We start from the raw sequence: 21,487 nt of genomic DNA, 5'->3' as shown, positions 1-21,487 counted from the left end.
TCCATGGATCCGACAAGCCTCCGGCCGCTCTGTATCCACAGCCCTCGGCGCCCGAGTGACGTCGAGACGACACGAATGCCGGTGCGAGCATGACGACGAACGACTCGGGAGCGGTGGTGACCGCCGCCGTCCCCCCGCCGGGCAAGGGCGGCTCACGAGATGTCTCGCAGCCCCGGAGGAGGGGAGTGCGCCGGCTCAATCCGCTGCTGGTCATCGGCGGGCTGATAATCGCCTTTCTGGTGCTCGTCGCGCTCTTTCCGACCCTGTTCACCTCTCAGGACCCGGCGCGCCAGGATGTGGCGGCCCAGCTGGAGCCGCCGAGCGCCGAACACTGGCTCGGCCGCGACCAGTTCGGCCGGGACATCTATGCGCGGCTGATCTACGGCACTCAGGTCTCGATGGTCATCGGGGTGTCGTCGGTGCTGCTGGGGATGGCCGTGGGTGTCCCGATCGGGATGATCGCCGGCTACTTCCGAGGGAAGACCGAGCGCGTGATCATGTGGATCGTCGACGTGAAGATGGCGTTCCCCGGGCTCGTCCTCGCCCTGCTCTTCGTCGCCCTGTTCGGGCAGAGCACCTGGAACATCACGCTGGCGATCGTGATCGGGATCATCCCGGTGTTCGCGCGGCTCGCGCACGGTCCCGCCCTGGCGTTCCGGGAGCGGGAGTTCGTCAAGAGCAGCATCGTGTTCGGCGCGCGGGCGCCGTGGATCCTGTACAAGCACATCTGGCCCAACCTGCGCAGCGAGATGGTGGTCATCGCCAGCATGACCGCGGCCGTGACGATCCGGATCGAGGCGGGCTTGAGCTTCCTCGGCCTCGGCCTGCCGCCGCCCACGGCCACGTGGGGTGGAATGCTCCGCGACGGCACCACCTACCTGCAGACAGACCCGTTGTTCTCGCTGGTGCCCGGACTGGCGATCTTCGTCGCCGCCCTGGGCTTCAACCTCCTCGGTGACGGACTGCGGGATGCCCTGGATCCCCGGACCGCGAACAGTTGACCTGCCGGAGACCGGCCGACCCGAAGGTGTGTCGATGACCGACGTGACCGAGTCCGAAATCCAAGAACGTCCGCAGACCCCGGCGTCGGACGGATGCCTGTCCGTGCGGAACCTGACGACGGTGTTCACCACCAAGCGCGGGACCGTGGCCGCGGTGACCGATGTGAACTTCGACCTGCGTGCCGGGGAGACGCTGGGGATCGTCGGTGAGTCCGGGTCGGGCAAGAGCGTGACCGCGATGTCGATCCTCGGGCTGATCCCGCGGCCCCCGGGCAAGGTCGTGTCCGGCGAGATCCGGGTGGACGGAAAGAACCTGCTGGCGCTCGACCGCCGCAGCCTGCGGGCGGCGAGCGGGTCGGACGTAGCGATGATCTTCCAGGACCCGATGACCTCGCTCAACCCCGTCCATCGGATCGGAGCGCAGATCGCCGAGGGGATCCTGGCCCATCAGCGCAGGCCGTCGAAGGCCGACAAGGAGGCGGCCCGGCGCCGGGCCGTCGAACTGCTCGCGGCCGTCGGGGTGCCGGCGCCGGAGCGGCGCGCCCGGCAGTATCCACATGAGCTGTCCGGCGGCATGCGGCAGCGGGTGATGATCGCCATGGCCATGAGCTGCGACCCGAAGGTGCTCATCGCCGACGAGCCGACCACCGCGCTCGACGCCACGATCCAGGCGCAGATCATGCGGCTGCTGCGCGAGGTGCAGCGGCGCACCAACGTCGGGATCATGCTGATCACCCACGACATCGGCCTGGTGGCGCAGAACGTCGACCGCGTCATGGTCATGTACGCGGGGCGGGTGGTCGAGATGGGCACCGTTGAGGAGGTGCTCGGAAACCCCAAGCACCCCTACACCGTCGGCCTGCTCCGGTGCACGCCGAGCCGGCTGCCGGCGGACTCCGTCCGGCGGCGGCTCACGCCGATCCACGGCCTTCCGCCCAATCCGACGGACCTGCCCCCCGGATGCTCCTTCGCGCCCAGGTGCGAGCTCCGCGGCGACCGGGAGCGGTGCCTCCTGGAACAGCCGGAGCTGCGCCCGGCGCCGACGGACGACCACCGGTCCGCATGCCACTTCCTTGAAGAGGTCACCCCCTGAGCGTGCCCCTGCGCTCGTGCTCGACGGTGAGGAGTCTGAGCTCATGTTCCACAGCACACAGCAAGACGTGGTGGATCCCACGGAACCGGTCGGCGAGGAGCTGCTGCGGATCGAGGGACTTAAGATCCACTTTCCGCTCGGCAGGCGCAGACGCGGCCAGTACGCCGAGACGGTGTACGCCGTCGACGGAGTGGACTTCACCCTGGACAAGGGCCAGACCGTCTCGCTCGTCGGGGAGTCGGGGTGCGGCAAGTCGACCGTCGCACGGTCGCTCGTCGGGCTGGTCCGCCCGACCGCCGGGTCCATCCGGTACAAGGGCATGGATCTGAGGACCGCGAGCCGGAACCAGATGCGGATGCTGCGGCGGGAGGTGCAGATCGTCTTCCAGGACCCGTTCGCGTCGGTCAACCCGCGGATGCGGGTGCGGGACATCATCGAGGAGCCCCTCCGCGTGCAGGGGATCGCCCGGGACAAGTACGTGGCCGAAGAGCTCCTGGAGATGGTCGGGCTCCAGCCCGTGTACGCGAACCGGTTCCCGCACGAGTTCTCCGGCGGGCAGATGCAGCGCATCGGCATCGCGCGCGCGCTCGCGCTGAAGCCGCGGGTGCTGGTGCTCGACGAGCCGATCTCCGCGCTCGACGTGTCGATCCAGGCCCAGATCATCAACCTGCTCATGGACCTGCAGGACGAGCTGGGACTGTCCTACCTGCTCATCGCGCACGACGTGGCCGTTGTGCGCGCCGTTAGCCACCGCGTGCTGGTGATGTACCTGGGCCGGATCGTCGAGGCAGGGCCGGAGGTGCTGTCCGACCCCGGCCACCCGTACACGCAGGCGCTGCTGAGCGCCATCCCCTCGGCCGAGGTCGGCTCCCGCGGCTCCAGGAAAGAGATCATCCTTGAGGGCGACGTCCCCAGCCCGACCGATCCGCCGAGCGGCTGCCGGTTCCGCACCCGGTGCTGGAAGGCCGCCGACGTGTGCGCGGAGGAGGAACCCGCACTGCTCGACCGCACCGGGCTCGGCGCACTCAACGCCTGCCACTTTCCCGCCCGCGAGTAGGAGGGGACTTTCCCCGTGCCGGGCGCACAACGCGGAAGGCCCGGAAGCCGTACGGCTTCCGGGCCTTTCTACGCGCCAGAACCTAGAGGCGGTAGATGTGGTACACCTTCTGGAAGGTCTCGTGGACGGTCCAGGTGCCCTTCCAGCCGACCGGGAAAACCGCACTCGCCCCGGGCGTGAGCTTGACGGGTTCGCCGCCGTCCTCCTGCACGGTCATGCTGCCGGACAGCACGTAGATGGACTCCTCCCGGTTGGGGTACTCCCAACGGGACGAGCCCGGCGCGCACTCCCAGTGGCCGATGATGAACTTCTTGTCCTCGCTCATGTGCAGGACGCGGTTGCGGGTGAGAATCTCGGCCGGCTCGATGGGCGTGGCGCTCGGCGGCACGAGCGGCCGCTGCTTCGCCTCGCTCAGGTCGAGCTCTTCGGGGCGGAAGTTCATCGTCATGGATCGCTCCTCACTTCGTCTGGATCGCCGGACGGCCTGGCCCCGGTCCTCGCCGGGGCCGATGACGACGGCGCTGCGTGAAGTCTTTTTTGAATTCTACCCCTGATATATTACACGTCAAATCTGGTGCATGCCAGGGGCGGTGGTCGTCGTCATCCGTGCGCCCCGCCGATCGGCGTGCCGGCCTGCCGGCCGCTCTTGGCCTCCCGGGCGGTCGGGCGGGGGAGAGTGAGGACACGCTCGAGCCAGGAGTCGCGGGCCGCCTTCGAGGCCCGGCTGACCGTGGCGTCGGGAGCCTGCTCCGTGAAGCCGTGGAACGCCCCCGCCCAGATGTGCAGCTCGGCCTGGCCGCCGACCGCCCAAATGCGTGTCGCGTAGTCGACGGCCTCGTCGCGGAACACCTCGCAGGCGCCCGCGTCGATGTAGGCGGGCGGGAGACCGGACAGGTCGGTCGCCCGCGACGGCGCGGCGTACGGAGACGCCTCCGGGCCGCCCGCGTCGTCACCCAGCAGGAAACGCCAGCCCCAGAGGTTGCTGTTGCGGTCCCACCAGCCGATCCCGTCGTACTGGTGACTCGACGCCGTGGTGTTCCGGTCGTCGATCATCGGGCAGTACAGCCCCTGCCCGGCGATGGCGGGCCCACCCCGGTCGCGCGCCAGCAGCGACACGCCCGCGGCGAGGCCGCCGCCCGCGCTGCGCCCCATCACGACGATCCGTCCCGGGTCGAAGCCCAGCTCGTCGGCGTGCTCGGAGACCCAGACGAGGCCTGCGTAGCAGTCCTCGACCGGCGCGGGGTGCGGGTGTTCGGGGGCGAGCCGGTACTCGACCGAGACAGCGACGAGCCCGTAGACGTCGACGAGCTCCACGAAGCTCTCCATGGACCAGAACCGGTTGCCCATGCACATCCCGCCGCCGTGGATGTTGTACAGCGCGGCCGGAGTCGTGACCCCGCCCTTCGGGCGCAGGATGGAGACGGTGAGGTCCGGGGCTCCGGCCGGGCCCGGGATCACCCGGTCCTCGAACTCCACCGGGCGGCCGCCGAGGATCTCCTCGACGGGCCTGGTCATCGACCCGCCGCCGTCGCGCTGCGCGCGTACGGTCTCCGGGCCGAGCGGCGGCCCCCCACCGGTGTGGAGCGCCTGGTAGACGGGCAGGAGGTCGGGGTCGAACGGGACGGGTGTCACGGTCATCGGTGGCTACTCCTTTGGGTGTCGAACAGGGGAAACGGCAGCATCCGCTGACCGGTCGTGATGTTCTGATGCGAGAGAGCGAGCAAGAGCGACGGCGCCGCCGGTGCCGGTTGAGGTGAAACCAAGCCTTGCCCGGTCTTGTGAGCGTGGGGCGGCGCCCGGAGTCGCGGGGATCGGTGCAGCCGGTGGCGAACGACGGCCGCTTGGGGGCGGCACGCTGCGGCGCCTGGAGCGGATCCGTCGACGTGAAGCCCCGGGGCGTGATCCCGTAGCGGATCGTCGGTCGTACGTCTTCTCCGGTGGCGTCGCAGCCTTCGCCGGCGCACGCGGCCGCGCCCGTCAGCGCGGCCGCCGTTCCGAGGATGAGCACGGTCCTCGCTCTGCCGTTGTTCACCCTGTTTTTGTGTATACTAGACGTGATGTATCAGCCCTGGGGTTGGGTGGTGCGGGCACCCGGGCCGGACGGCGTATGCCGTCCGGCCCGGGGAAGCCAGGTCTAACGCGCCGGGTCGAACTCGGCGGGATAGACCGTCGTGCCGATCAGCCTGCCGAATCCGTCGAGCGTGAAATGAGCGAGAACCTGCCGGGACTCGTCGAGCCCGAACAGCACGCCCCGCGAACGGATGCTGCGGATGTCGCGGTGGTCGGCGACCGTCACCGCCGCGCAGGGGAGCGTCTTCTCCCGCCAGGCGAACAGGAAGATGCCGGGGCGCAGTTCGTAGGCGGTGCACTCGTCGGTGTCCGCGAGCCCTTCCTCCGAACCGGCCAGGCACTGCCAGGTGTACTGTCGCGGCCCGAGGTAGATGTGCTCGTACACGCGGTCGGGGCCGTACTCCCACAGCACACGGCGGCCGGTGAGCGCGGTGGACGGCGCGGGTGGAAGCATGGTCGACTCGATGCCTTCGATCCGCGCCGTCGTGAAGCGCTGCCGGACCCGAGGCCGGCCCGGTGAGGGGTCGCCGATCAGGGTGATCACCGACAGCGCGTGCCCGCTCGTGAAGTCGAGCGCGAGGCTTACGGACTCCGCCGGCGTCTGCGTGTGGTGGAACTGCACGTAGAAGAGATCGTCCGCGATCCGGAACGCCTCATAGCGACCCTTTCCTGAGGCCGAGACGTCGTCTTCGCGCCCCGGGCTACGCGTCCACGTGACGGTGTCCGTGCCGAAACGGTGCGTGATGCGGGTGCCGTGGTCGTCGTAGAGCACGACCACGCGGCCGACGAGGGCGGACGGCGGACCGGTTCTGGTGAGGCCGATGTCCACGGCCCCGAGAAGTCCGTGGAGGGGGCGACGGATCGAGACTTCGGAAAGATCGCTAATCATGGTTCTCCTCACCGGAGGGAGACGAGGCGAGGGCAAGCGAGGACGCCGCGGGCGCGGATGAGGCAGCGCCTGCGACTCCCGTTCGGCTCATCAAGCTCGGTTTCGCCCGCAGCGGCGGACTCTGGTCTGTCAGTAGGCGCGCGGCTGTGCGCCGATCGTCAGGTGCGACGCTGGTCACGTGGAGTGGGATGAACGAGGCGGAGAAGGCGTGGTGGAACTCGGCGAAGTCATGGGCGAACGCCGTGGTGACGTGGCCGATCCGCGTTTCTTGAACAGTATCGTTCAAGACTTACCTCCCTTGCCTCAAGGGCAAAGCTTGCTGATCCCATATCGGATCCCGACAGGTCGGGTGCTGTCAAGGTGCCTCGAGCCGGCATCGGATCGGGTGATCGCCCCAGATCCGATGCTCGACGACAGGCTCCGAAGCGCGCCGGGCGACCGCTACCGAGGTGGGCGGAGCCGCTCAAGGGCGCCGACGTACTCCGCGACGATCCGCTCGACGATCTCGGCCGCCGGGAGCACCGAGTGGATGAGTCCGGCGGACTGACCAGCCTCGACCTTGCCCCAGGTGACGTCGCCGTACAGCGCGGCGTCCCTCAGCGTCGAGGCCTGGAACGCCTTGCGGCGCACGTCGAGGTCCGCGTTGGACTCTTCGAGTTCGGTCATGCGGGCGGTGAACTCGTTCGCGAGCGCGCGGGTGACGCCGAGCTCGCGTCCGACGGCGCGGGTGCCGTCGACGGTCGCCGCGAGGACGGCCTCCTTGTAGTTCGGGTGGACGCTCGCCTCGTGGCTGGCGAGGAATCGGGTGCCGAACTGCGCGGCGTCGGCCCCGAGGGCGAGCATCGCGGCGAGGCCCGCGCCGTCGGCGACGCCGCCGGAGGCGATGACGGGGATGTCGGGGACCTCGGTGACGACGGCGCGCACGAGGACCTGCGTGGTGACCATGGCGGGTGGCGGGTGGCCGCCCGCTTCGGCGCCGACGACGACGAGCCCGTCGACGCCCGCCGCCGCGGCCTTGCGGGCGTGCTCGGTGCCGGCGACGACGTGCAGGCACGTGGTGCCGACGTCGCGGAAGCGCTCGAGGTAGCGCCGCGGCCCGCCCTGGGATGCGATCAGGACCGGTGGTCTGCGCTGGAGGAGGAGGTCGATCACCTCGTCGGCGCCCCGCCGGTAGAGGGGAAGGTTGACGGCCCACGGCCGGTCGGTCCCGGCGGCCATCTCGTCGAGCGTGCGCGTGAGGTCGGCGAGTCGCATCGGGCCTGCGGCGACGACGCCGAGTCCACCGGCCCGGCTCACGGCGAGCGGCAGGGCGGAGCTGGACGAGGCCCAGGCCATGCCGCCCTGAATGATCGGCAGGTCGATTCCGAGCAGGCGGGTGACCGAGGTGGAGATCACGCTCCCACCTCGCTGCGGTCCTGCTCGAGCAGCTTGCGCGCGTGGGCCGCGAGCTGGTTCTTCTGCACCTTCGAGCTCGCGGTCATCCCGATGTCCTCGAACCCCTCCACGATGCGAAGGTAACGGGGGACCTTGAACCCGGCGAGGTGCGCGCGGGACCAGTCGAGCAACTCCTCCTCGGTGGCGTCACCGCCTTCGTTGAGCACGACGAACGCGAAGGGAACCTCGATCAACCGCTCGTCGGGGACCCCGACCACGGAGGCCTGATGGACGCGGGGATGGCGGTGCAGGGCATCCTCGACGTCGGCGGGTGCGACGTTCTCCCCACCGACTCTGATGATGTCCTTCGTGCGTCCGACGAAGTGCAGGCGCCCGGCCTCGTCGAGGATGCCGATGTCGCCGGTGAACAGCCATCCGTCAGCGTCGATGGTTGCGGCGGTCTGCTCGGCGTCGTCGAGGTAGCCCCGCATGACGTTCCAGCCGCGGACGAGGATCGAGCCCGGTTCGCCGGGGGCGCAGTCATGACTGTCGTCGAGAGCGCGGATCCGGACCTCGACACCCGGCTGGATGCGCATCGCGCCGGAGGCCCGTACGTCCTCGTCCTCCCACCAGGCGGACAACGAGACGTTGGGGGAGGCCTCGGACAGGCCGTAGGCGGCGACACACTCGGTGGCGCCGAGTTCGTCGATCACGCGCCGGATCACGGTGGGGGACGCCGCGACCCAGGCTCCCCGCAGGTGCAGCGTCCGCCGGGCGCGGTCGGGGTGGTTGAGCAGCATCAGCGCGATGGTGTCGTTGCCGGAGAAGTGCGTGCACCGTTCCGCCTCGAACAGGCGCAGCGCCTCGGCGGGCTCGAAGCGGGGCATGGTCACCAGTGTGGTGGCGTGCTGGATCGATGCGAGCACCGAGAGCGTGCTCCCCGCGACGTGGAAGAACGGCCGCGCACTGTGGTAGCGATCGCCCGGCCGCAGGCCGAGGCGTACCCCGGCGAAGAAGGCGTCGGCGCACATGCTGCGATGGGTGAGCAGCACGCCCTTCGGTCGCGAGGTGGTGCCGGAGGTGTACTGGACCAGCAGGACGTCGTCCGGATCGGCGGCGGGCGGCACGGCGCCCACATCGCTCCCCGCGTCGACGAAGTCCGACCACGCGGTCGCCCAGCCGGGGACGTTGTCGCCGAGCACGACGACCGACGTGAGCTCGGGCAGGGTCGGGCAGGTCGGGGTTCCGGCGTGACCGATGCCGAGCTCGTGCAGCATCGCGATGAAATCCACGCGCAGGACCCGGTCCGCCACGAACAGGGTGGAGACGCGGGCGTGGTGCAGGGTGTACTCCACCTCGCCGGCGGTGAAGCGGGTGTTCACCGGGACGGTGACGGCTCCGACGCTCCCGAGGGCGACGAACAGGGCGACCCAGCGTGGCTCGTTGCCGAGACAGACGCCGACCCGGTCACCGTGCCCGATGCCGGCGGCGGTGAGAGCCGCGCGGATGCGGGCGACCTCCTGGGCCAGCTCGGCGTAGGTGATTCGGTCATCGGCGGTGACTACCGCCTCGACGTCGGGAGCGAGCAGCGCGGCGCGGTCCAGCGCCTCGTGCGCGGTGACAGGACACGCCGTTCTGAGATCCATCAAGCTTTCTCCGTCCCGGATCCGGTGCGCCGGACCTGTGGTCCGCCCGGGGCGACGTACGCGCAGATCATGATCGCGTCGGCCATAGAGCCACCTCCTCGTGCTGGCTCTAGGAGTACGCAAATCTGTTGACGTTGTCAACACTCTAGAGATTGCTTGTGTGGTCGCGTTCCTGGCGTTCCACGTCCAGTGCGAGATCGGCGAGCTTGTCGAGCGCGCGCACCAGCACCTCTCGCTCCTCCGGGGACAGGACGGCGAGGAACGTCGCATCGCGCTCGTTCGCCGCGCGTATGAGGCCACGGTAGACCTCTATGCCCGTCTCGGTGAGCGCCAGCTGGAATGTCCGTCCTGACCCCGCGGTCCGGCTGACCAGGCCCCGTTCTGTCAGCTTGGTCACGACACGGCTCATCTGCGCTTTGTCGAGGCCCGCGCGCCGGGCCAGCCGGTTCAGGGTGAGCGTCGGATCGGACGCGATCAGGGCGATCGCCCGCCACTCGCCGAGGGTGACGTCGAACTCGCGGCGGTAGCGCAGGGCCGCACTGCGGGAGAGGGCCGCCGATGTGCGTGACAGGCGATAGGACAGCAACTCGGCGATCGGGACGAGATCACTGACATTCGCGCGCTCGGACATGGGGAGATCGTAGTCGGCAGAGGGTCTATGTTGCATCATCAACAACCAGCGGGCTCGTGATGATCGCCGGACGATCGCCACGGACGCGGGCGCGTTGGCATGGATTACCTACTGGACCGTCCCGGGTCGGCGGGTCATCATGCTGACGGTGCCCCGTAAGCAGCGGATGCGCGAGTCGGCCGAGATCGAGCGGGTGTGGCGGGTCGTGCGGCCGTGCATCGCTGAGGCGCACACGGCAGATGAGGAGTGAGCGATGGGCGAGCACAAAAGCTGGGGTACCAGGCGGGCTGAGATCATGAGCCGTCCGGAGGCTGGAGCGGCACATGAAGCGGCCAGGATCCGTTTTGAGCTGGGGGAGGCGGTACGGCTGCGCCGTGAGCAGCTCGGTCTGACCCAGAGCGAGCTGGCCGAGCGTACAGGGTTGAGGCAGCCGGCGGTGGCACGGTTCGAGGCGGGTGGGACGATGCCGACCATCCCGACGCTGGAGCGACTCGCGGAGGCCCTGGAGATGCGGCTGAGCGTCCAGTTCCAGCCACTGCAGGAAGCAAGCTGATCATCAGAGGCGTTTCCAGACCATGGATCACCGAAGCAGGAACGAAGGACGCTGAAAACCATCCAGGCCCAGCTCGGAAACCTGTCCCTGACCCGGGCCTTCGCTCTTGGAGCGGGTGACGGGAATCGAACCCGCGCTGTCAGCCTGGGAATCATCCACTGACCTCGCCGCCTTCAGCTGGGAAAACGGGGGTGCAGGTCAGGGCGGGTCGAGTCCCCGTGAGTGACCGTGGTTCCCCGCCTGTTCTGGCACGCGTCAGGCACGGGAAACTCGCTCGTCGTCCATCACTTGACGGCAACCTGATCGCGCCGCCTCTGACAGCCGATCCTGTCGGTGGCGAAGTCTATGCTTCCCGCCCGTGACCAGAGATAAAACCCCTGTCGTGCAGGTCAAGCAGCTGGATGTGGAGGTGGATTACCACCAGGCCTATCTTGTGGACGAGGGATGTAGCGCGGGTGGTTTTGACGACGTGCCGGGCCACCCCGTTGGGATCATCCAAGTGAAGAAAGGCAGTGCCCTCCTGACCGTGGCCCCTCAGTGGGGAACGGTGGGGTTCACGGTGGCTGTCGCCGATCGGGATCCGGGCGCCGACTTCGACGGCTACGAAGACATCGTCGAGATCAGCTACGAGTCCCCATCGGGCCGGCTTTCCCTTGAGGAGTGGGAAGGGGGGAGGGCCCATACTCTTCCTCGGCTGCCTGCCGGTCCCGGAACATATCGGTTGCGATACCACGCCAGGGGAATGGATGAAGAGGAGAGCTTGGACGCGACTGAGCACTATTTCCTGCAGATCTGGCCTGAGCCGCCATGCGATCCCGTCGTGCTCAAATCTACGAGTTCGTTGTTTCAATACTGGCTGAACTCGTAACGATCTGGGCAGGCTGGTGCGGAACAGAGCGATCTGAATTATCTGCTTGGGAAGTCTCCATCGCGCCTGGCCGCTGAGCTGGGAGGACGCCGATCCGCGGGGGAGCGGATCGAGTGCCCGTGGTTCCCCGTGAGTCCCCCCTTGATCACCCTCCTGACGGGCACGCAACGGGCCCGCGAGGAACACGGGAGCGTCTTCGTCTCCGTCGCCCTGGTGCTCGGCAGGCGGGGGTGAGGCACGAAACCCCGGACCGTCGATCGCCCCCAGCCCGGTACGGAGATCAGTCACCGCCAGGCGATCGTAGGGCGGTATGAGTGCGGTGCCACCCGAAGGCACGGCAGTGGGGAGCCTGATCTTTCCGGGACGTTTGAGCGAGTCGGAGGTTCTCGGCTGTTTAGAGTCGTCTCATGGAAGTGGATCAGTATGTGTACTTCGCCCTCAAGAGCGAACGCATGTCCGCAGAGGAGATGGCCACGCGATTGGGTCTTGAGGCGGACGAGGTCACGATTCGAGCCAGTAAGAGACTCGAACCTCCTCGTCCAGCGGTTCACATCTGGCGGATCAACGTTCCCAGATCGAGCCTGCCCGTTGACGACATGATCACGGTTTTGGTTGACCGATTGGAGCCATACGCATCGGCGATCGGAGCGCTCGCCGATGAGCTGGACCGGCATGAGCCTGGACACACCGCCGTCCTGCAAGTGGTTCGCTTCTTCGGTGACGATGACGAGGAGGGCTCCGAGGAAGAGCGAACAACAGAGGCTCCGCCTCGGCCGCTGGGCTGGCATCTTGATCGCCGTGTCCTCGACTTCTTGCAGACCACTCGGGCGGAACTCGACGTTGACGAGTACGGAGACACCCTCTGATCGTCGGGCAGTACCGCTCGGGCTGTGCGTCCGCCATGGCTCGGTTGAGGGGTTTCACTCGGGGGACTGCCCTCCGGGCTCCCTGGTGCCCAGCGAGGCCCAGCTCATCGACGAGTTCGGCGTCTCGCCCACCGTGGTCGCCGCACCGCGGGTGCCGCGCGAACAGGGCTGGACCGACTCCCAGCGGGGCAAGGGCCGGTTCGTGCGTGGCCGTCCGGCAGTCGCCTCGGTGGAACGGCCCCGGCCCGGTCAGGCGTACCTGACCGCCCCGGAGAGTGACTCTCCCGGTGATGTGGTCGAAGCCGCGGCCGTGACCGTGTCCAACCGGATCGCGCCCCTGCTCGGCCTGGCCTCGAAGACCAAGGCGTTCCTCCGACGACGGCTGGTCGGCCGGGAGGGGAGACCTGCTGAGGTGGTCTCGGTGTGGGCATGTGGAAATTGAGGTGCCAGAACCGGGCGCGCATCCTTACCCTCGGCCCCATGCGCCACGAATCCGCCCTGCTGAACGTCATCGATGTGGAGGCCACCTGCTGGGACGGACAGCCGCCGCCTGGCTCTGTGAACGAGATCATCGAGATCGGTCTCACCGTCGTGGACGTGTCGGCACGGCGCCGCGTGTCCCGGCACCGTGTCTTGGTCCGCCCTGTCCGGTCGGCGGTGAGTGACTTCTGCACTGAACTGACCGGCCTGACGCAAGCCGAGGTGGAACGGGGCGTCACCTTCGCCGAGGCATGCCGGATCCTCGTCGAGGAGCACGAGGCCGGGAGGCGCCCCTGGGCGAGCTGGGGCGAGTACGACCGTCGGCAATTCGCTCGACAGAGTCAGGCCGACGGGGTGGCCTACCCGTTCGGGTATCCAACGGAACGCACGCACACCAATGCCAAGGCCGTATTCGCCGCGGCGTACGGGCTGCGCAGGAAACCCGGCATGGGCCACGCTCTACAGATCGCCGGGCTGCCGCTCGAGGGACGCCATCACCGCGGCGAGGACGACGCGTGGAACATCGCGGCACTCGTTCTCGATCTGTTGGGCCGCGGGGCATGGCCAGTCACGGCCACGGTCGTCTAGAGAAGCGCCTCGACCGGTTGGCCGGGACGGCTTCGTCTGGCCCCGGTCGGCGGCTTGAGCCGGACCCATTTGTTGATCACTGGATGAAAAGGCGACGGCTTGAAATGGCCCCATCCTGATCGGAAGTGTCAGGCCTGTTGGGGCTGTGTCGACCTTGTGACTGATAGCCCTTGAGTTCGACTGGGCTTCTTCGGTCTCTCCGGCCGGTTCTTGATCACGGTTTGGTGTCGCGCGATCTGCCGATCTTGACGGAGGAGCGCCCATGGGACGTTATTAGAACGTACGTTCCCATCTATGGAGGAGGTCCTCGTGCGCCACTCGCTGGTTCGCCGATTAGCCGCTCACTGCGGCGCCGTCGGCTTGATCACCGGCCTGCTCACTGTTGCGGCTCCCACCGCCTCGGCGGCCGACACCACGACCGACCTCGGGGTGACCTTCGACTCCTACACCGCCGACCTGGCTGTCGGCGGCGGCCGGGTGTTCGTCGCCGCCGCCGACGACCGCATCATCGTGGCCGACACCGATGGAAACCTCACCGGCGGCGGCGTCACCGGCCTGTCCGGCGTCCGCGAGCTGGCCATGAACGCGGACGACACCCGCCTGTACGCGGCGCTTGCCGGTTCGAACGAGGTGGCCGAGATCGACACCGCGAGCCTCGCCGTCATCCGGCGGATCGACCTGTCGGCCCATCCGTGCCCTTCCACCCTGGCATTGCTGGGCGAGCGGCTGTGGGTGGGGCACGGGTGCGACAACGGCCCCGGTGGCGTCGTCGGCCTGGATCTGAGCGCGGCCACACCGGCGCCGGTGGCGGTCGGGGGCGAGCACCTGCGCGCTCCCGTGCTCGCAGCCGCCGGCGACACGCTCGTGGTCGGCCGAACCAGCCTGCACCACGCCGACATGCTGGTCTACGACGTCGGCGGCGGCACCCCGCAACCGCGCGGCACGATCGACGGCAAGCAGTGGCGCATGGACTACCTGCGCGACCTCGCCCTGACCTCCGACGGCACCACCCTGTTCTCCGCGGCCGACACCCCCGGTCACTTCACCAGGTACGACACCAGGACCCTGGCGGCGACCGGCACCTACGGTGACGGCTGGGACGGGTATCCGTCGGCCGTGGCGCTCAGCTCAGACGGCGCCTACGTCGCCGCGGGACGCCAGTGGGGCGGCACCGACCTCACGCTCTACGACGCCAGGACCGGTGCGGCGATGTTCGCGGCCGACCAGCCGGACGCCGAACTGCTCCCGGACGGCGTCGCGTTCTCCGGCCTGGACGTCTTCGTGCTGCTGCGGAGCTCCACGGACCGGCTGCTGCTGTGGCGGGTGACGGGCACCGCGCTGCCGGCATCCAATCTGACGGTGACGGCCCCGGCGCACGCGTACGTCGGCTCGCCGGTCACCGTCGAGGGGCGGCTCACCCGCACCGACGGCAAGGCGCTCGGGCTCAAGCCGCTCGCGGTGACCCGTCGCCTGCTCGACGGGACGAAAGAGCCGATCACCGGCGTGACGACGCAGAAGAACGGCACGTTCACCTTCAAGGACACGCCGCCGGACATCGGCGAGGTGACCTACCTGGTGTTCTGGGACGGCGACGACCACTACCGCCGAAGCAGCGCCTCCGTCACCGTGACGGTCAGGCACAGATCCACCCTCACCATGGACGGGCCGCAGTCAGGCGTCGTCGGCACGGCCATGAAGCTGACCGGCGTGCTGACGGCGGGTGGCAAGCCGGTCTCGCCAGGGGCCACGCTCACCGTGCAGCGCAGCGTGTACGTCGACAACGTCAGCGATGGAAGCGTCAAGCTGCCGCCGGTGAGCGTGAACGCCGATGGCACGTACACGTTCACCGACACGCCCGCCGTCGCCGGGAGGTACAGCTACCTCGCGTTGTGGTCAGGGGAGACCACGGCCGGGCCGGCCAAGGCCACCTACCAGATCACGGTCAAGTGACCTGACGGTCGTGCCCGGCCATCAGGCCGGGCACGACCGTCAGCCCTTCGTCGCACCGCCGAAGTCGAACGAGCCCGCCAGGTACTTGAAGTCTTTCGGCAACCGCAGGATGCGGCCGGCCGCCTCGCGCAGCGCGAACAGGTCGTGCGACGTGCAGGAAGGTGTGCTTGCTCGTGAGGCCGAGCGTCGACTTCCGCTGTCGGAGAGGTGGGGGAAGTCTGAGGCCAGGTGTCGCGTGACGTCTCCTCGGGACAGGAGCACCTCTCTGCTTGTCACATACCCATGGGGGGTATATGTTCTGTGAAAGCAGAAAGAAGTACGAAAGACCTGGAGTTCCCATGGCCGAGCAGCATCACGATCACAGCCAGCACGGCACGGCTGAGCGGGCGGAGCATGAGCACGCGGGCCACCATGACCACCACCAGCACGCGCACGCCGGCCACGGCAAGGTCACCTGGCGGATGGCGGCCTCGGCGACGCTGCACTGCCTGACCGGGTGCGCCATCGGCGAGGTGCTCGGGCTGGTGATCGCCACCGCGCTGGGCTGGCACGCGTTCCCGTCCATCGCGTTGGCCGTCGCGCTCGCCTTCTTCTTCGGCTATCTGCTCACCCTCATCCCGCTTCGCCGGGCCGGGGTGGGCTGGAAAGAGGCGATCAAGCTGGCCCTGGCGGCCGACACGGTGTCGATCATCGTGATGGAGGTCGTGGACAACGGCGTGATGCTGGTCATCCCCGGCGCCATGGATGCCGGGCTCACCTCGGGGCTGTTCTGGGGGGCGTTGGCGTTCTCCCTGCTGGTGGCGTTCCTGGTGACCACACCGATCAACAAGTGGATCATCGGCAAGGGGCGGGGACACGCGGTCGTCCATGCCTACCACCACTGACACGGGCCCGTCGGCGGCCATGAGTTCACACGCCTTCGGACTGCCGCACACGTCGGCGTGAAGAAACCAGCTCAGATTCTCCGTCCGAGGCCGGGACGCACCGCCATACCGGAGTCGATCATTACGGTTTGTGCGACAGGGCCGCCTCCAGAGGCGGCCGGTCCACATCCTCGTCGGCTCCGGGGCGACGCGACCGGCCAAGCCGATGCCGTCAAGCAGGCCGGCGGCTTGAGGCCCAGCGGTTCCAAGAAGGCAAGAGCGGCGATCGACGTGTCACAGGTGCCGACGTGTCGGCGATCGATCCCGGCGTCGGTCGGGTGCCACAAGCTCGGTGATCATCGAGGTGACCCCTCATCTACTAGATCTCATAGTGACGATTCCTCATCCCGACACCCGTCTCCTCGGCGGCCGACACGTGCGCTGCGGCCGCGTCGACCTCCTTCTGACCAGGGAGTTCGGCCACTCCCGCGGCGATCACTGTGCCCCCTTGATCAATGGGACTACTCGTGATCATTGACTCCTGTCGGTGTGACTACGAAGCAACGGGTTAAATGAAGCATGCCGCTTCTGTAGCATTTCGCCCGACATCTGATCGACGGGAAGGCGTCACAGTGGCCGTGGCGGGCATGCTGGTGAAGTTGGGGCGGATACCTGGGGCGGTGGTGCTCGCCATCATGGCCCTCCTCCTGCCACTCGACAGCGCGGTCGCCGAACCGAGACCCACCCTCTCGCAGGCCAAGGCGAAGCTGAAGAAGCTCAACGACCTGGCGGGTAAGGTCGTCGACCGCTACAACCTGGCCGACGAGCGCTGGAAGAAGGCCAAGAAGCGCTACGAGGACCTGAACAAGGCCTACGGCCGGCAGCGGGAGACCGTTGACGACCTGAGGCGCAGTCTCATCACCGTCGCCGTCGGCACCTACCAGTTCGGCGGGTTGAGCGGTGGAGCGGGACTGTTGAGCAGCGACGATCCCCAGGCTCTCCTGAGCGGTATGGCCGCGCTCGATCAGATATCGGCCGGGCACGCGCAGTCGCTGCGCGCGTTCGACGCCGCCAACCAGACACTGAAGGAACAGCACGAACAGGCCAGGGAGGCACTGACCGAAGCGGACAAGACTCGAGACACCCTGGCCGCGGAGAAGGCGAAGACCAAGCGTCTGATCGCCGAGCAGACGAAACTGCTGCGCAGGCTGGGTGCCTTTCGCGCCGGCGACCCGAACAGCACCGGCATCACCTACACGGGTCCGGCGTCCGGCAACGCCCGGGCCGCGCTGCAGTTCGCCTACGCCCAGATCGGCAAGCCGTACCAGTGGGGCGGCGAAGGGCCCGGGGGGTATGACTGCTCGGGCCTGACCCAGGCCGCCTGGGCCCGTGCCGGGATCACCATTCCTCGTACCACCTGGGAACAATGGAGCTGGGGTGTCAGCCGGCGGGTGCCGTTGGACCTGAACCAACTCCAGCCCGGCGATCTGCTGTTCAGCAAAGGACTGGGACACATGGGCATGTACGCGGGCGGCGGCAAGATGGTGCATGCCCCGCGAACCGGCGACGTCATCAAGATCGTCGATCTCGACGACTACTGGTGGGGACGTCTTGCCGGGGCTGTCCGACCCTGACCAGGCCATGCCCGCATCGCGCGACGCAATGCGGGGATCACCCGTCTCCGACGGCGGCTTCCAAGCTTGCTTACCGGAGCGGATTGCGTTCTTTCCGAAGCGAGATGAAGATCATCGACGTACCGTCCGGCGACGGAGACGGTCGGCTCCGCGGTGGGTGCCCGGCTCGGTGGACGAGGTGGGCGCGGCTGCGCGCCGTCGCGTGGGCGACAGCCGTCGAGCCATGGTGACAAGCCTGCGCAAGCTCCCAATAGGACAATTCGCCCGGGATGGCAGATGCCGATACGGCGCGGCGTCTTCGGGCGGTCCATGATCATCCTCTCTGCTGTCCCCCGTGGCAAGGAGTGCGCCACGGGTGCGCCGCAGGCTGGTGAAGTGCTGGGCGGGCACGGCGAAAGGTAAAGCTTTCGGGGGCGGAACTCCTACTGCGCAGGGGATTGCGTAAAGATCCCTTTTGTACTACTTGCCACTAGTTGGCCTATTCGCTTACCTTCAAATCACCTAAGGCATACACCTGATGCGCGGGACGCGCCACGTATGCCGCACATTGCCGAGACCGTGCCCCACCTGCAGGCATCTGTTCCCGCAGGGGGAAACGGCCGCCGAATTCGCGATCTTGCGGAGCCGGGGACCCACTCTGTCCGAGGTGAATCCTCTGTTGGGGTGAATCGGCGCGCCCGCCATGCGGCGGCGTGCCGTAGGGCACTTCCACGCCCGAACCCGTCAGCTAACCCGGTAGGCGGCATGGAAGCGAAGCAAGGAGTAAACCCCGCATGACCATGCGCCCCTTCCCCTCTTTCCGCATGCCTGCCAACCTGTCGCGTCTTGCCGTCGGCGCCACCGTCAGCGCCACCGTCCTGGCCGGTGCTCTTGCCACCGGTACCCCCGCCTTCGCCGACCACGCCGACCACAGCCAGGTCGGCACCACCCGCGCCGCCGACACCTCGCAGGTCGCGGCCGACAAACAGCAGCTGCGCCGGGGAACGGCGCAGACCGTGCTGCGCGTGGCCGAGCAGCAGGTGGGCGTGACCGAGAACGCCGCCGGTGGCGGCACCCCGTTCCACAAGTGGTACATGGCCTCCCCTCGCGCCCAGCAGACCCTGGCCCGCGACGGCGGAAACCTGCAGGCCTACGCAAACGCCCCCTGGTGCGCGATGTTCGTCTCCTGGGTCGGCGAGAAGGCCGGTGTCCGGCCCTCGATGGGCTGGGACGCCTACACCGTCACCTGGGCCAAGTGGTTTGAGAACGAGCAACGCTGGGGCAACACGGCCAAGCCCGGCGCGGTGGTGTTCTTCTCCTGGGACGCCAAGAGCATCAGCAGCATCGACCACGTGGGCCTGGTGAAGAAGGACAACGGCGACGGCACGATCACCACGATCGAAGGCAACACCGGCAACGGCAAGGTCGAGCAGCGCGTCCGTCCGAAGTCACAGGTCGTGGGCTACGGATACCCGCAGTACAAGGCCTGACGGCACAGCCACCGAAAGGGGCACGGCACACGCCGTGCCCCTTCGGCATGTTCACGCCTCTCGTTCCGCTCTCCTTCGGTCCGAGCCGGTTTCGACGACAGCCCGCCACCCGCCTCGGCCGCTGGGGTTCTGGTTCCGCTTCGGTCCACGAGGGCGAGCGCTTGACCGCCAGGGGTCTTCGATTCCGAAGGAAGCAATCCGCAGGCCAAGGAACTCGCCAAGACCATCGAGACAACTCAGCAGGCGGAGATCAAGGAGATGCAGGAACTGCTCGGCCAGCTTTGATCCGCTACATGGGGAGTGGACCTGGAGATGAGGGCGCTCTTTGTCACCGCTGTTGAGTATCGGAGCTGCGAAGAGTGACAAGAGCTATCAGGGCGGCAGCGGCCAGCAACCCGACGCCGGTCAGGAACGCAGCCGAGTAACCGCCGGTGAGGGCCGAGGCCGATCGGGGATCCGCGGCGGCACCGGTGACGGCCAGGGCGAGTGCGTTGAGGATCGAGATCCCCACGGCCCCACCGATCTGCTGGGTGGCGTTGGTCAGCGCGCTGGCGACACCGCTGTCGTCGGGCAGGACGTCCTGCAGGGTGACGACGACGATCGTCGTGAGCGCGGTGCCCACCCCGAGACCGACCACAAGTTGGGCGATCAGCAGGACGGCGTAGCCGGTACGGGGCTCGACGGTGGCCAGCCCGCTCATGCCCAGCGCGCCAAGGGCCAGGCCGGTAGTCAGGACAGCTCTGGGCGTGACGCGGACGGGCAGCCTGCCGGTGCCGAGCGCTCCGGCCAGGATGCCGGCTGTCTCACCTACACCGCCTACCGGCACACAGCCTGAGAACAGCCGGGACGATCCGGCGAAGAACGCGATGCCGGTCGCACTCCTGTCTGGTCGCGCCGGTCGCCCGGCTCCAGGGCGTGCTTCGAAGACGTCGCGCAGGAACTCCTCGCGGTGCACGTTGTCAGCCGCGGCCTGGAACAGTGCCTCGAAGGTCGCCGGGTCCTCGTGAGGCCAAGGCTGACAGCGGTCGCACACTATGGCGCACCGGGGGGCTTGTGGCAAGACCCGGGTCGTGCTGCAGAATCTCCGACCGAAGCAAGAACCCGCGGAAATGAGGAAAGTCATGATCTCGACTGAGGAACGATATCGGAAGCGTCGTATTGAGGTCGATGGGCTTGAAATGGCATACGTCGAGGAGGGAGAAGGTGATCCGATTGTCTTTCTTCACGGCAACCCGACTTCGTCGTACGTATGGCGGAATGTAATCCCGTATCTGGCGGACAAAGGGCGCTGCATCGCCCCGGATCTGATCGGGATGGGCGAGTCCGCGAAACTTCCGGCCAGCGGGCCGGGCTCATACCGCTTCGTCGAGCATCGCCGCTATCTCGATGCGTTCCTTCAGGCCCTCGGCGTACGTGATCGGGTGGTCATGGTGCTGCAGGACTGGGGTTCGGCCCTGGGTTTCGATTGGGCGTACCGTCAGCCTTCCGCACTCCGGGGTATCGCCTACATGGAGGCGTTCGTGGCTCCGATCCCCTCGTGGAGCGACTGGCCGGAGCCTGCGGTTGCGCTCTTCCAGGCGATCCGCTCCACCGCAGGTGAAGAGATGGTCCTCGACCAGAACTTCTTCGTCGACGACGTCCTGCCTGCACAGGTGCTGCGAGGGCTGTCGGAGGCGGAGATGGCCGTCTACCGTCGTCCCTACACGGAACCGGGCGAGTCACGCCGACCGACGCTGACTTGGCCGCGCGAGGTTCCCGTTGCGGGCGAACCACGCGATGTTCACGACGTCGTCACGCGTTATGCGGAATGGCTCGCCAAGTCTTCGGTTCCCAAGCTGTTCATCGAGGCGGTTCCAGGAACGATGTTTGAAACACACCGGGCCGTCGCCCGGTCGTGGCCGAATCAGGCACACGTCACGATCACGGGTGGCCACATGGTTCAAGAAGACGCTCCCGATCAAATCGGGGCGGCCATTGCCTCCTGGCTGAGAGATCTTTCCTGAAAGGGGCGGTGGCTCCGGGGCGACCTGGTGCTGGCGGAGGGCGACCCGATCACGGACATCACCGCTCCCCGGTAATCGTGGAGATGTGGCGGGGCGGAGTCCGCCAGAGCCGGGCCTACGGCTTCTGTCCGGCCTCGTTGACGATGCCCACCTGGTACGGGTGGGCATCTGCCAGGTTGTCCCCTTCTCGATGCTCCACTCCACATGCGGGGCCATCGGGACGCGCTTGCCGTCCTTCACGGTGAACTTTTCGACGCCCGGCCGCGGGTGGCGCTCCTCGTGGTCCCTGATCGCGGTCTCGCGCCTGCCTCTGAAGGCGCAGGTCGCCGGATCCAGCAGGATCTCGAAGTCGCGCCACCCCTCGACTCCGGCTCCCCGCACGTCCTCCTGTCCAGGAACACGTCCGTGCGGGAATGCTCCTGCTATTGGCCTGAGATCAACGTGAGATCACC

The 21,487-nt window shown here is 67.9% G+C and carries 20 protein-coding genes, 2 pseudogenes and 1 riboswitch; of the genes and pseudogenes, 14 read left to right on the top strand and 8 right to left on the bottom strand.

Annotated elements, in window-relative coordinates:
• Positions 1 to 89: 89 nt before the first annotated feature.
• The 3 genes and pseudogenes from PKF00_RS19000 to PKF00_RS18990 form a co-directional block, all read left to right on the top strand.
• Complete coding sequence (locus PKF00_RS19000; protein ID WP_271218894.1) at positions 90 to 1,001, top strand: ABC transporter permease; 912 nt, start codon at positions 90 to 92, stop codon at positions 999 to 1,001.
• 34 nt (positions 1,002 to 1,035) lie between these two features.
• A complete protein-coding gene (locus PKF00_RS18995) occupies positions 1,036 to 2,094 on the top strand; it encodes an ABC transporter ATP-binding protein (RefSeq protein ID WP_271218893.1) in 1,059 nt (352 codons plus the stop codon).
• Between the two features lie 211 nt (positions 2,095 to 2,305).
• A pseudogene (locus PKF00_RS18990) lies at positions 2,306 to 3,151 on the top strand (ABC transporter ATP-binding protein); the annotation flags it as partial.
• A gap of 82 nt (positions 3,152 to 3,233) precedes the next feature.
• On the opposite strand, the gene PKF00_RS18985 reads toward PKF00_RS18990, so the two are convergent.
• From PKF00_RS18985 to PKF00_RS18960, 6 genes are all read right to left on the bottom strand, one after another.
• Entirely contained in the window at positions 3,234 to 3,599 is a 366-nt protein-coding gene (locus PKF00_RS18985) for a cupin domain-containing protein (protein WP_271218891.1), read from the bottom strand.
• Positions 3,600 to 3,751: 152 nt separating this feature from the next.
• Positions 3,752 to 4,789, bottom strand: coding sequence for an alpha/beta hydrolase (locus PKF00_RS18980; RefSeq protein WP_271218890.1), 1,038 nt, complete (start codon positions 4,787 to 4,789; stop codon positions 3,752 to 3,754).
• Between the two features lie 496 nt (positions 4,790 to 5,285).
• On the bottom strand, positions 5,286 to 6,110 hold the full coding sequence (locus tag PKF00_RS18975; RefSeq protein WP_271218889.1) for a MoaF C-terminal domain-containing protein: 825 nt from the start codon (positions 6,108 to 6,110) through the stop codon (positions 5,286 to 5,288).
• Between the two features lie 441 nt (positions 6,111 to 6,551).
• Complete coding sequence (locus tag PKF00_RS18970; RefSeq protein WP_271218888.1) at positions 6,552 to 7,505, bottom strand: NAD(P)H-dependent flavin oxidoreductase; 954 nt, start codon at positions 7,503 to 7,505, stop codon at positions 6,552 to 6,554.
• Positions 7,502 to 9,130, bottom strand: coding sequence for an AMP-binding protein (locus tag PKF00_RS18965; RefSeq protein WP_271218887.1), 1,629 nt, complete (start codon positions 9,128 to 9,130; stop codon positions 7,502 to 7,504). Before PKF00_RS18965 ends, PKF00_RS18970 begins: the two co-directional genes overlap by 4 nt.
• Before the next feature lie 145 nt (positions 9,131 to 9,275).
• Positions 9,276 to 9,761: a MarR family winged helix-turn-helix transcriptional regulator gene (locus PKF00_RS18960; RefSeq protein WP_271218886.1), complete on the bottom strand. Its 486-nt coding sequence runs from the start codon at positions 9,759 to 9,761 to the stop codon at positions 9,276 to 9,278.
• 253 nt (positions 9,762 to 10,014) lie between these two features.
• Here PKF00_RS18960 and PKF00_RS18955 point away from each other — a divergent pair, with 253 nt between their 5' ends.
• The 6 genes from PKF00_RS18955 (at position 10,015) to PKF00_RS18930 (ending at position 15,066) form a co-directional block, all read left to right on the top strand.
• Entirely contained in the window at positions 10,015 to 10,314 is a 300-nt protein-coding gene (locus tag PKF00_RS18955; RefSeq protein ID WP_344927677.1) for a helix-turn-helix domain-containing protein, read from the top strand.
• 382 nt (positions 10,315 to 10,696) lie between these two features.
• On the top strand, positions 10,697 to 11,182 hold the full coding sequence (locus PKF00_RS18950) for a hypothetical protein (protein ID WP_271218884.1): 486 nt from the start codon (positions 10,697 to 10,699) through the stop codon (positions 11,180 to 11,182).
• 407 nt (positions 11,183 to 11,589) lie between these two features.
• Positions 11,590 to 12,048 carry a DUF4279 domain-containing protein gene (locus tag PKF00_RS18945; RefSeq protein ID WP_271218883.1) on the top strand — a complete coding sequence of 153 codons (459 nt, stop codon included), beginning with the start codon at positions 11,590 to 11,592 and terminating at the stop codon, positions 12,046 to 12,048.
• A gap of 85 nt (positions 12,049 to 12,133) precedes the next feature.
• On the top strand, positions 12,134 to 12,490 hold the full coding sequence (locus PKF00_RS18940) for a GntR family transcriptional regulator (RefSeq protein WP_271218882.1): 357 nt from the start codon (positions 12,134 to 12,136) through the stop codon (positions 12,488 to 12,490).
• A gap of 38 nt (positions 12,491 to 12,528) precedes the next feature.
• The gene (locus tag PKF00_RS18935; protein WP_271218881.1) at positions 12,529 to 13,116 is read left to right on the top strand and encodes a 3'-5' exonuclease; all 588 of its coding nucleotides are present in this window, start codon (positions 12,529 to 12,531) and stop codon (positions 13,114 to 13,116) included.
• Positions 13,117 to 13,410: 294 nt separating this feature from the next.
• Positions 13,411 to 15,066 (top strand): hypothetical protein, encoded by a 1,656-nt coding sequence (locus PKF00_RS18930; protein WP_271218880.1) that lies wholly within the window; start codon positions 13,411 to 13,413, stop codon positions 15,064 to 15,066.
• Positions 15,067 to 15,105: 39 nt separating this feature from the next.
• On the opposite strand, the gene PKF00_RS18925 is transcribed toward PKF00_RS18930, so the two are convergent.
• Positions 15,106 to 15,342 (bottom strand): hypothetical protein, encoded by a 237-nt coding sequence (locus PKF00_RS18925; RefSeq protein WP_271218879.1) that lies wholly within the window; start codon positions 15,340 to 15,342, stop codon positions 15,106 to 15,108.
• Between the two features lie 62 nt (positions 15,343 to 15,404).
• On the opposite strand from PKF00_RS18925, the gene PKF00_RS18920 reads away from it, so the two are divergent.
• The 4 genes and pseudogenes from PKF00_RS18920 to PKF00_RS18905 form a co-directional block, all read left to right on the top strand.
• On the top strand, positions 15,405 to 15,950 hold the full coding sequence (locus PKF00_RS18920; protein ID WP_271218878.1) for a DUF4396 domain-containing protein: 546 nt from the start codon (positions 15,405 to 15,407) through the stop codon (positions 15,948 to 15,950).
• 626 nt (positions 15,951 to 16,576) lie between these two features.
• Positions 16,577 to 17,563 carry a C40 family peptidase gene (locus PKF00_RS18915; protein WP_271219149.1) on the top strand — a complete coding sequence of 329 codons (987 nt, stop codon included), beginning with the start codon at positions 16,577 to 16,579 and terminating at the stop codon, positions 17,561 to 17,563.
• Between the two features lie 590 nt (positions 17,564 to 18,153).
• A riboswitch (cyclic di-AMP (ydaO/yuaA leader) is annotated at positions 18,154 to 18,321 on the top strand.
• Between the two features lie 15 nt (positions 18,322 to 18,336).
• On the top strand, positions 18,337 to 19,032 hold the full coding sequence (locus tag PKF00_RS18910; protein ID WP_271218877.1) for a CHAP domain-containing protein: 696 nt from the start codon (positions 18,337 to 18,339) through the stop codon (positions 19,030 to 19,032).
• A 198-nt stretch (positions 19,033 to 19,230) separates the two neighbouring features.
• Positions 19,231 to 19,317: pseudogene (locus PKF00_RS18905) on the top strand (hypothetical protein); the annotation flags it as partial.
• Between the two features lie 43 nt (positions 19,318 to 19,360).
• On the opposite strand, the gene PKF00_RS18900 reads toward PKF00_RS18905, so the two are convergent.
• The gene (locus tag PKF00_RS18900) at positions 19,361 to 19,987 is read right to left on the bottom strand and encodes an MFS transporter (RefSeq protein WP_271218876.1); all 627 of its coding nucleotides are present in this window, start codon (positions 19,985 to 19,987) and stop codon (positions 19,361 to 19,363) included.
• 166 nt (positions 19,988 to 20,153) lie between these two features.
• Between PKF00_RS18900 and PKF00_RS18895 the strand changes: the two genes are divergently transcribed.
• Positions 20,154 to 21,035, top strand: a complete 882-nt coding sequence (locus PKF00_RS18895) for a haloalkane dehalogenase (RefSeq protein ID WP_271218875.1) — start codon at positions 20,154 to 20,156, stop codon at positions 21,033 to 21,035.
• The last annotated feature ends 452 nt before the right edge of the window (positions 21,036 to 21,487 follow it).

Source organism: Streptosporangium carneum (genome assembly GCF_027922005.1).
In the GTDB taxonomy this organism is placed as follows: domain Bacteria; phylum Actinomycetota; class Actinomycetes; order Streptosporangiales; family Streptosporangiaceae; genus Streptosporangium; species Streptosporangium carneum.
This window is presented reverse-complemented; position numbering and strand designations above follow the sequence as displayed.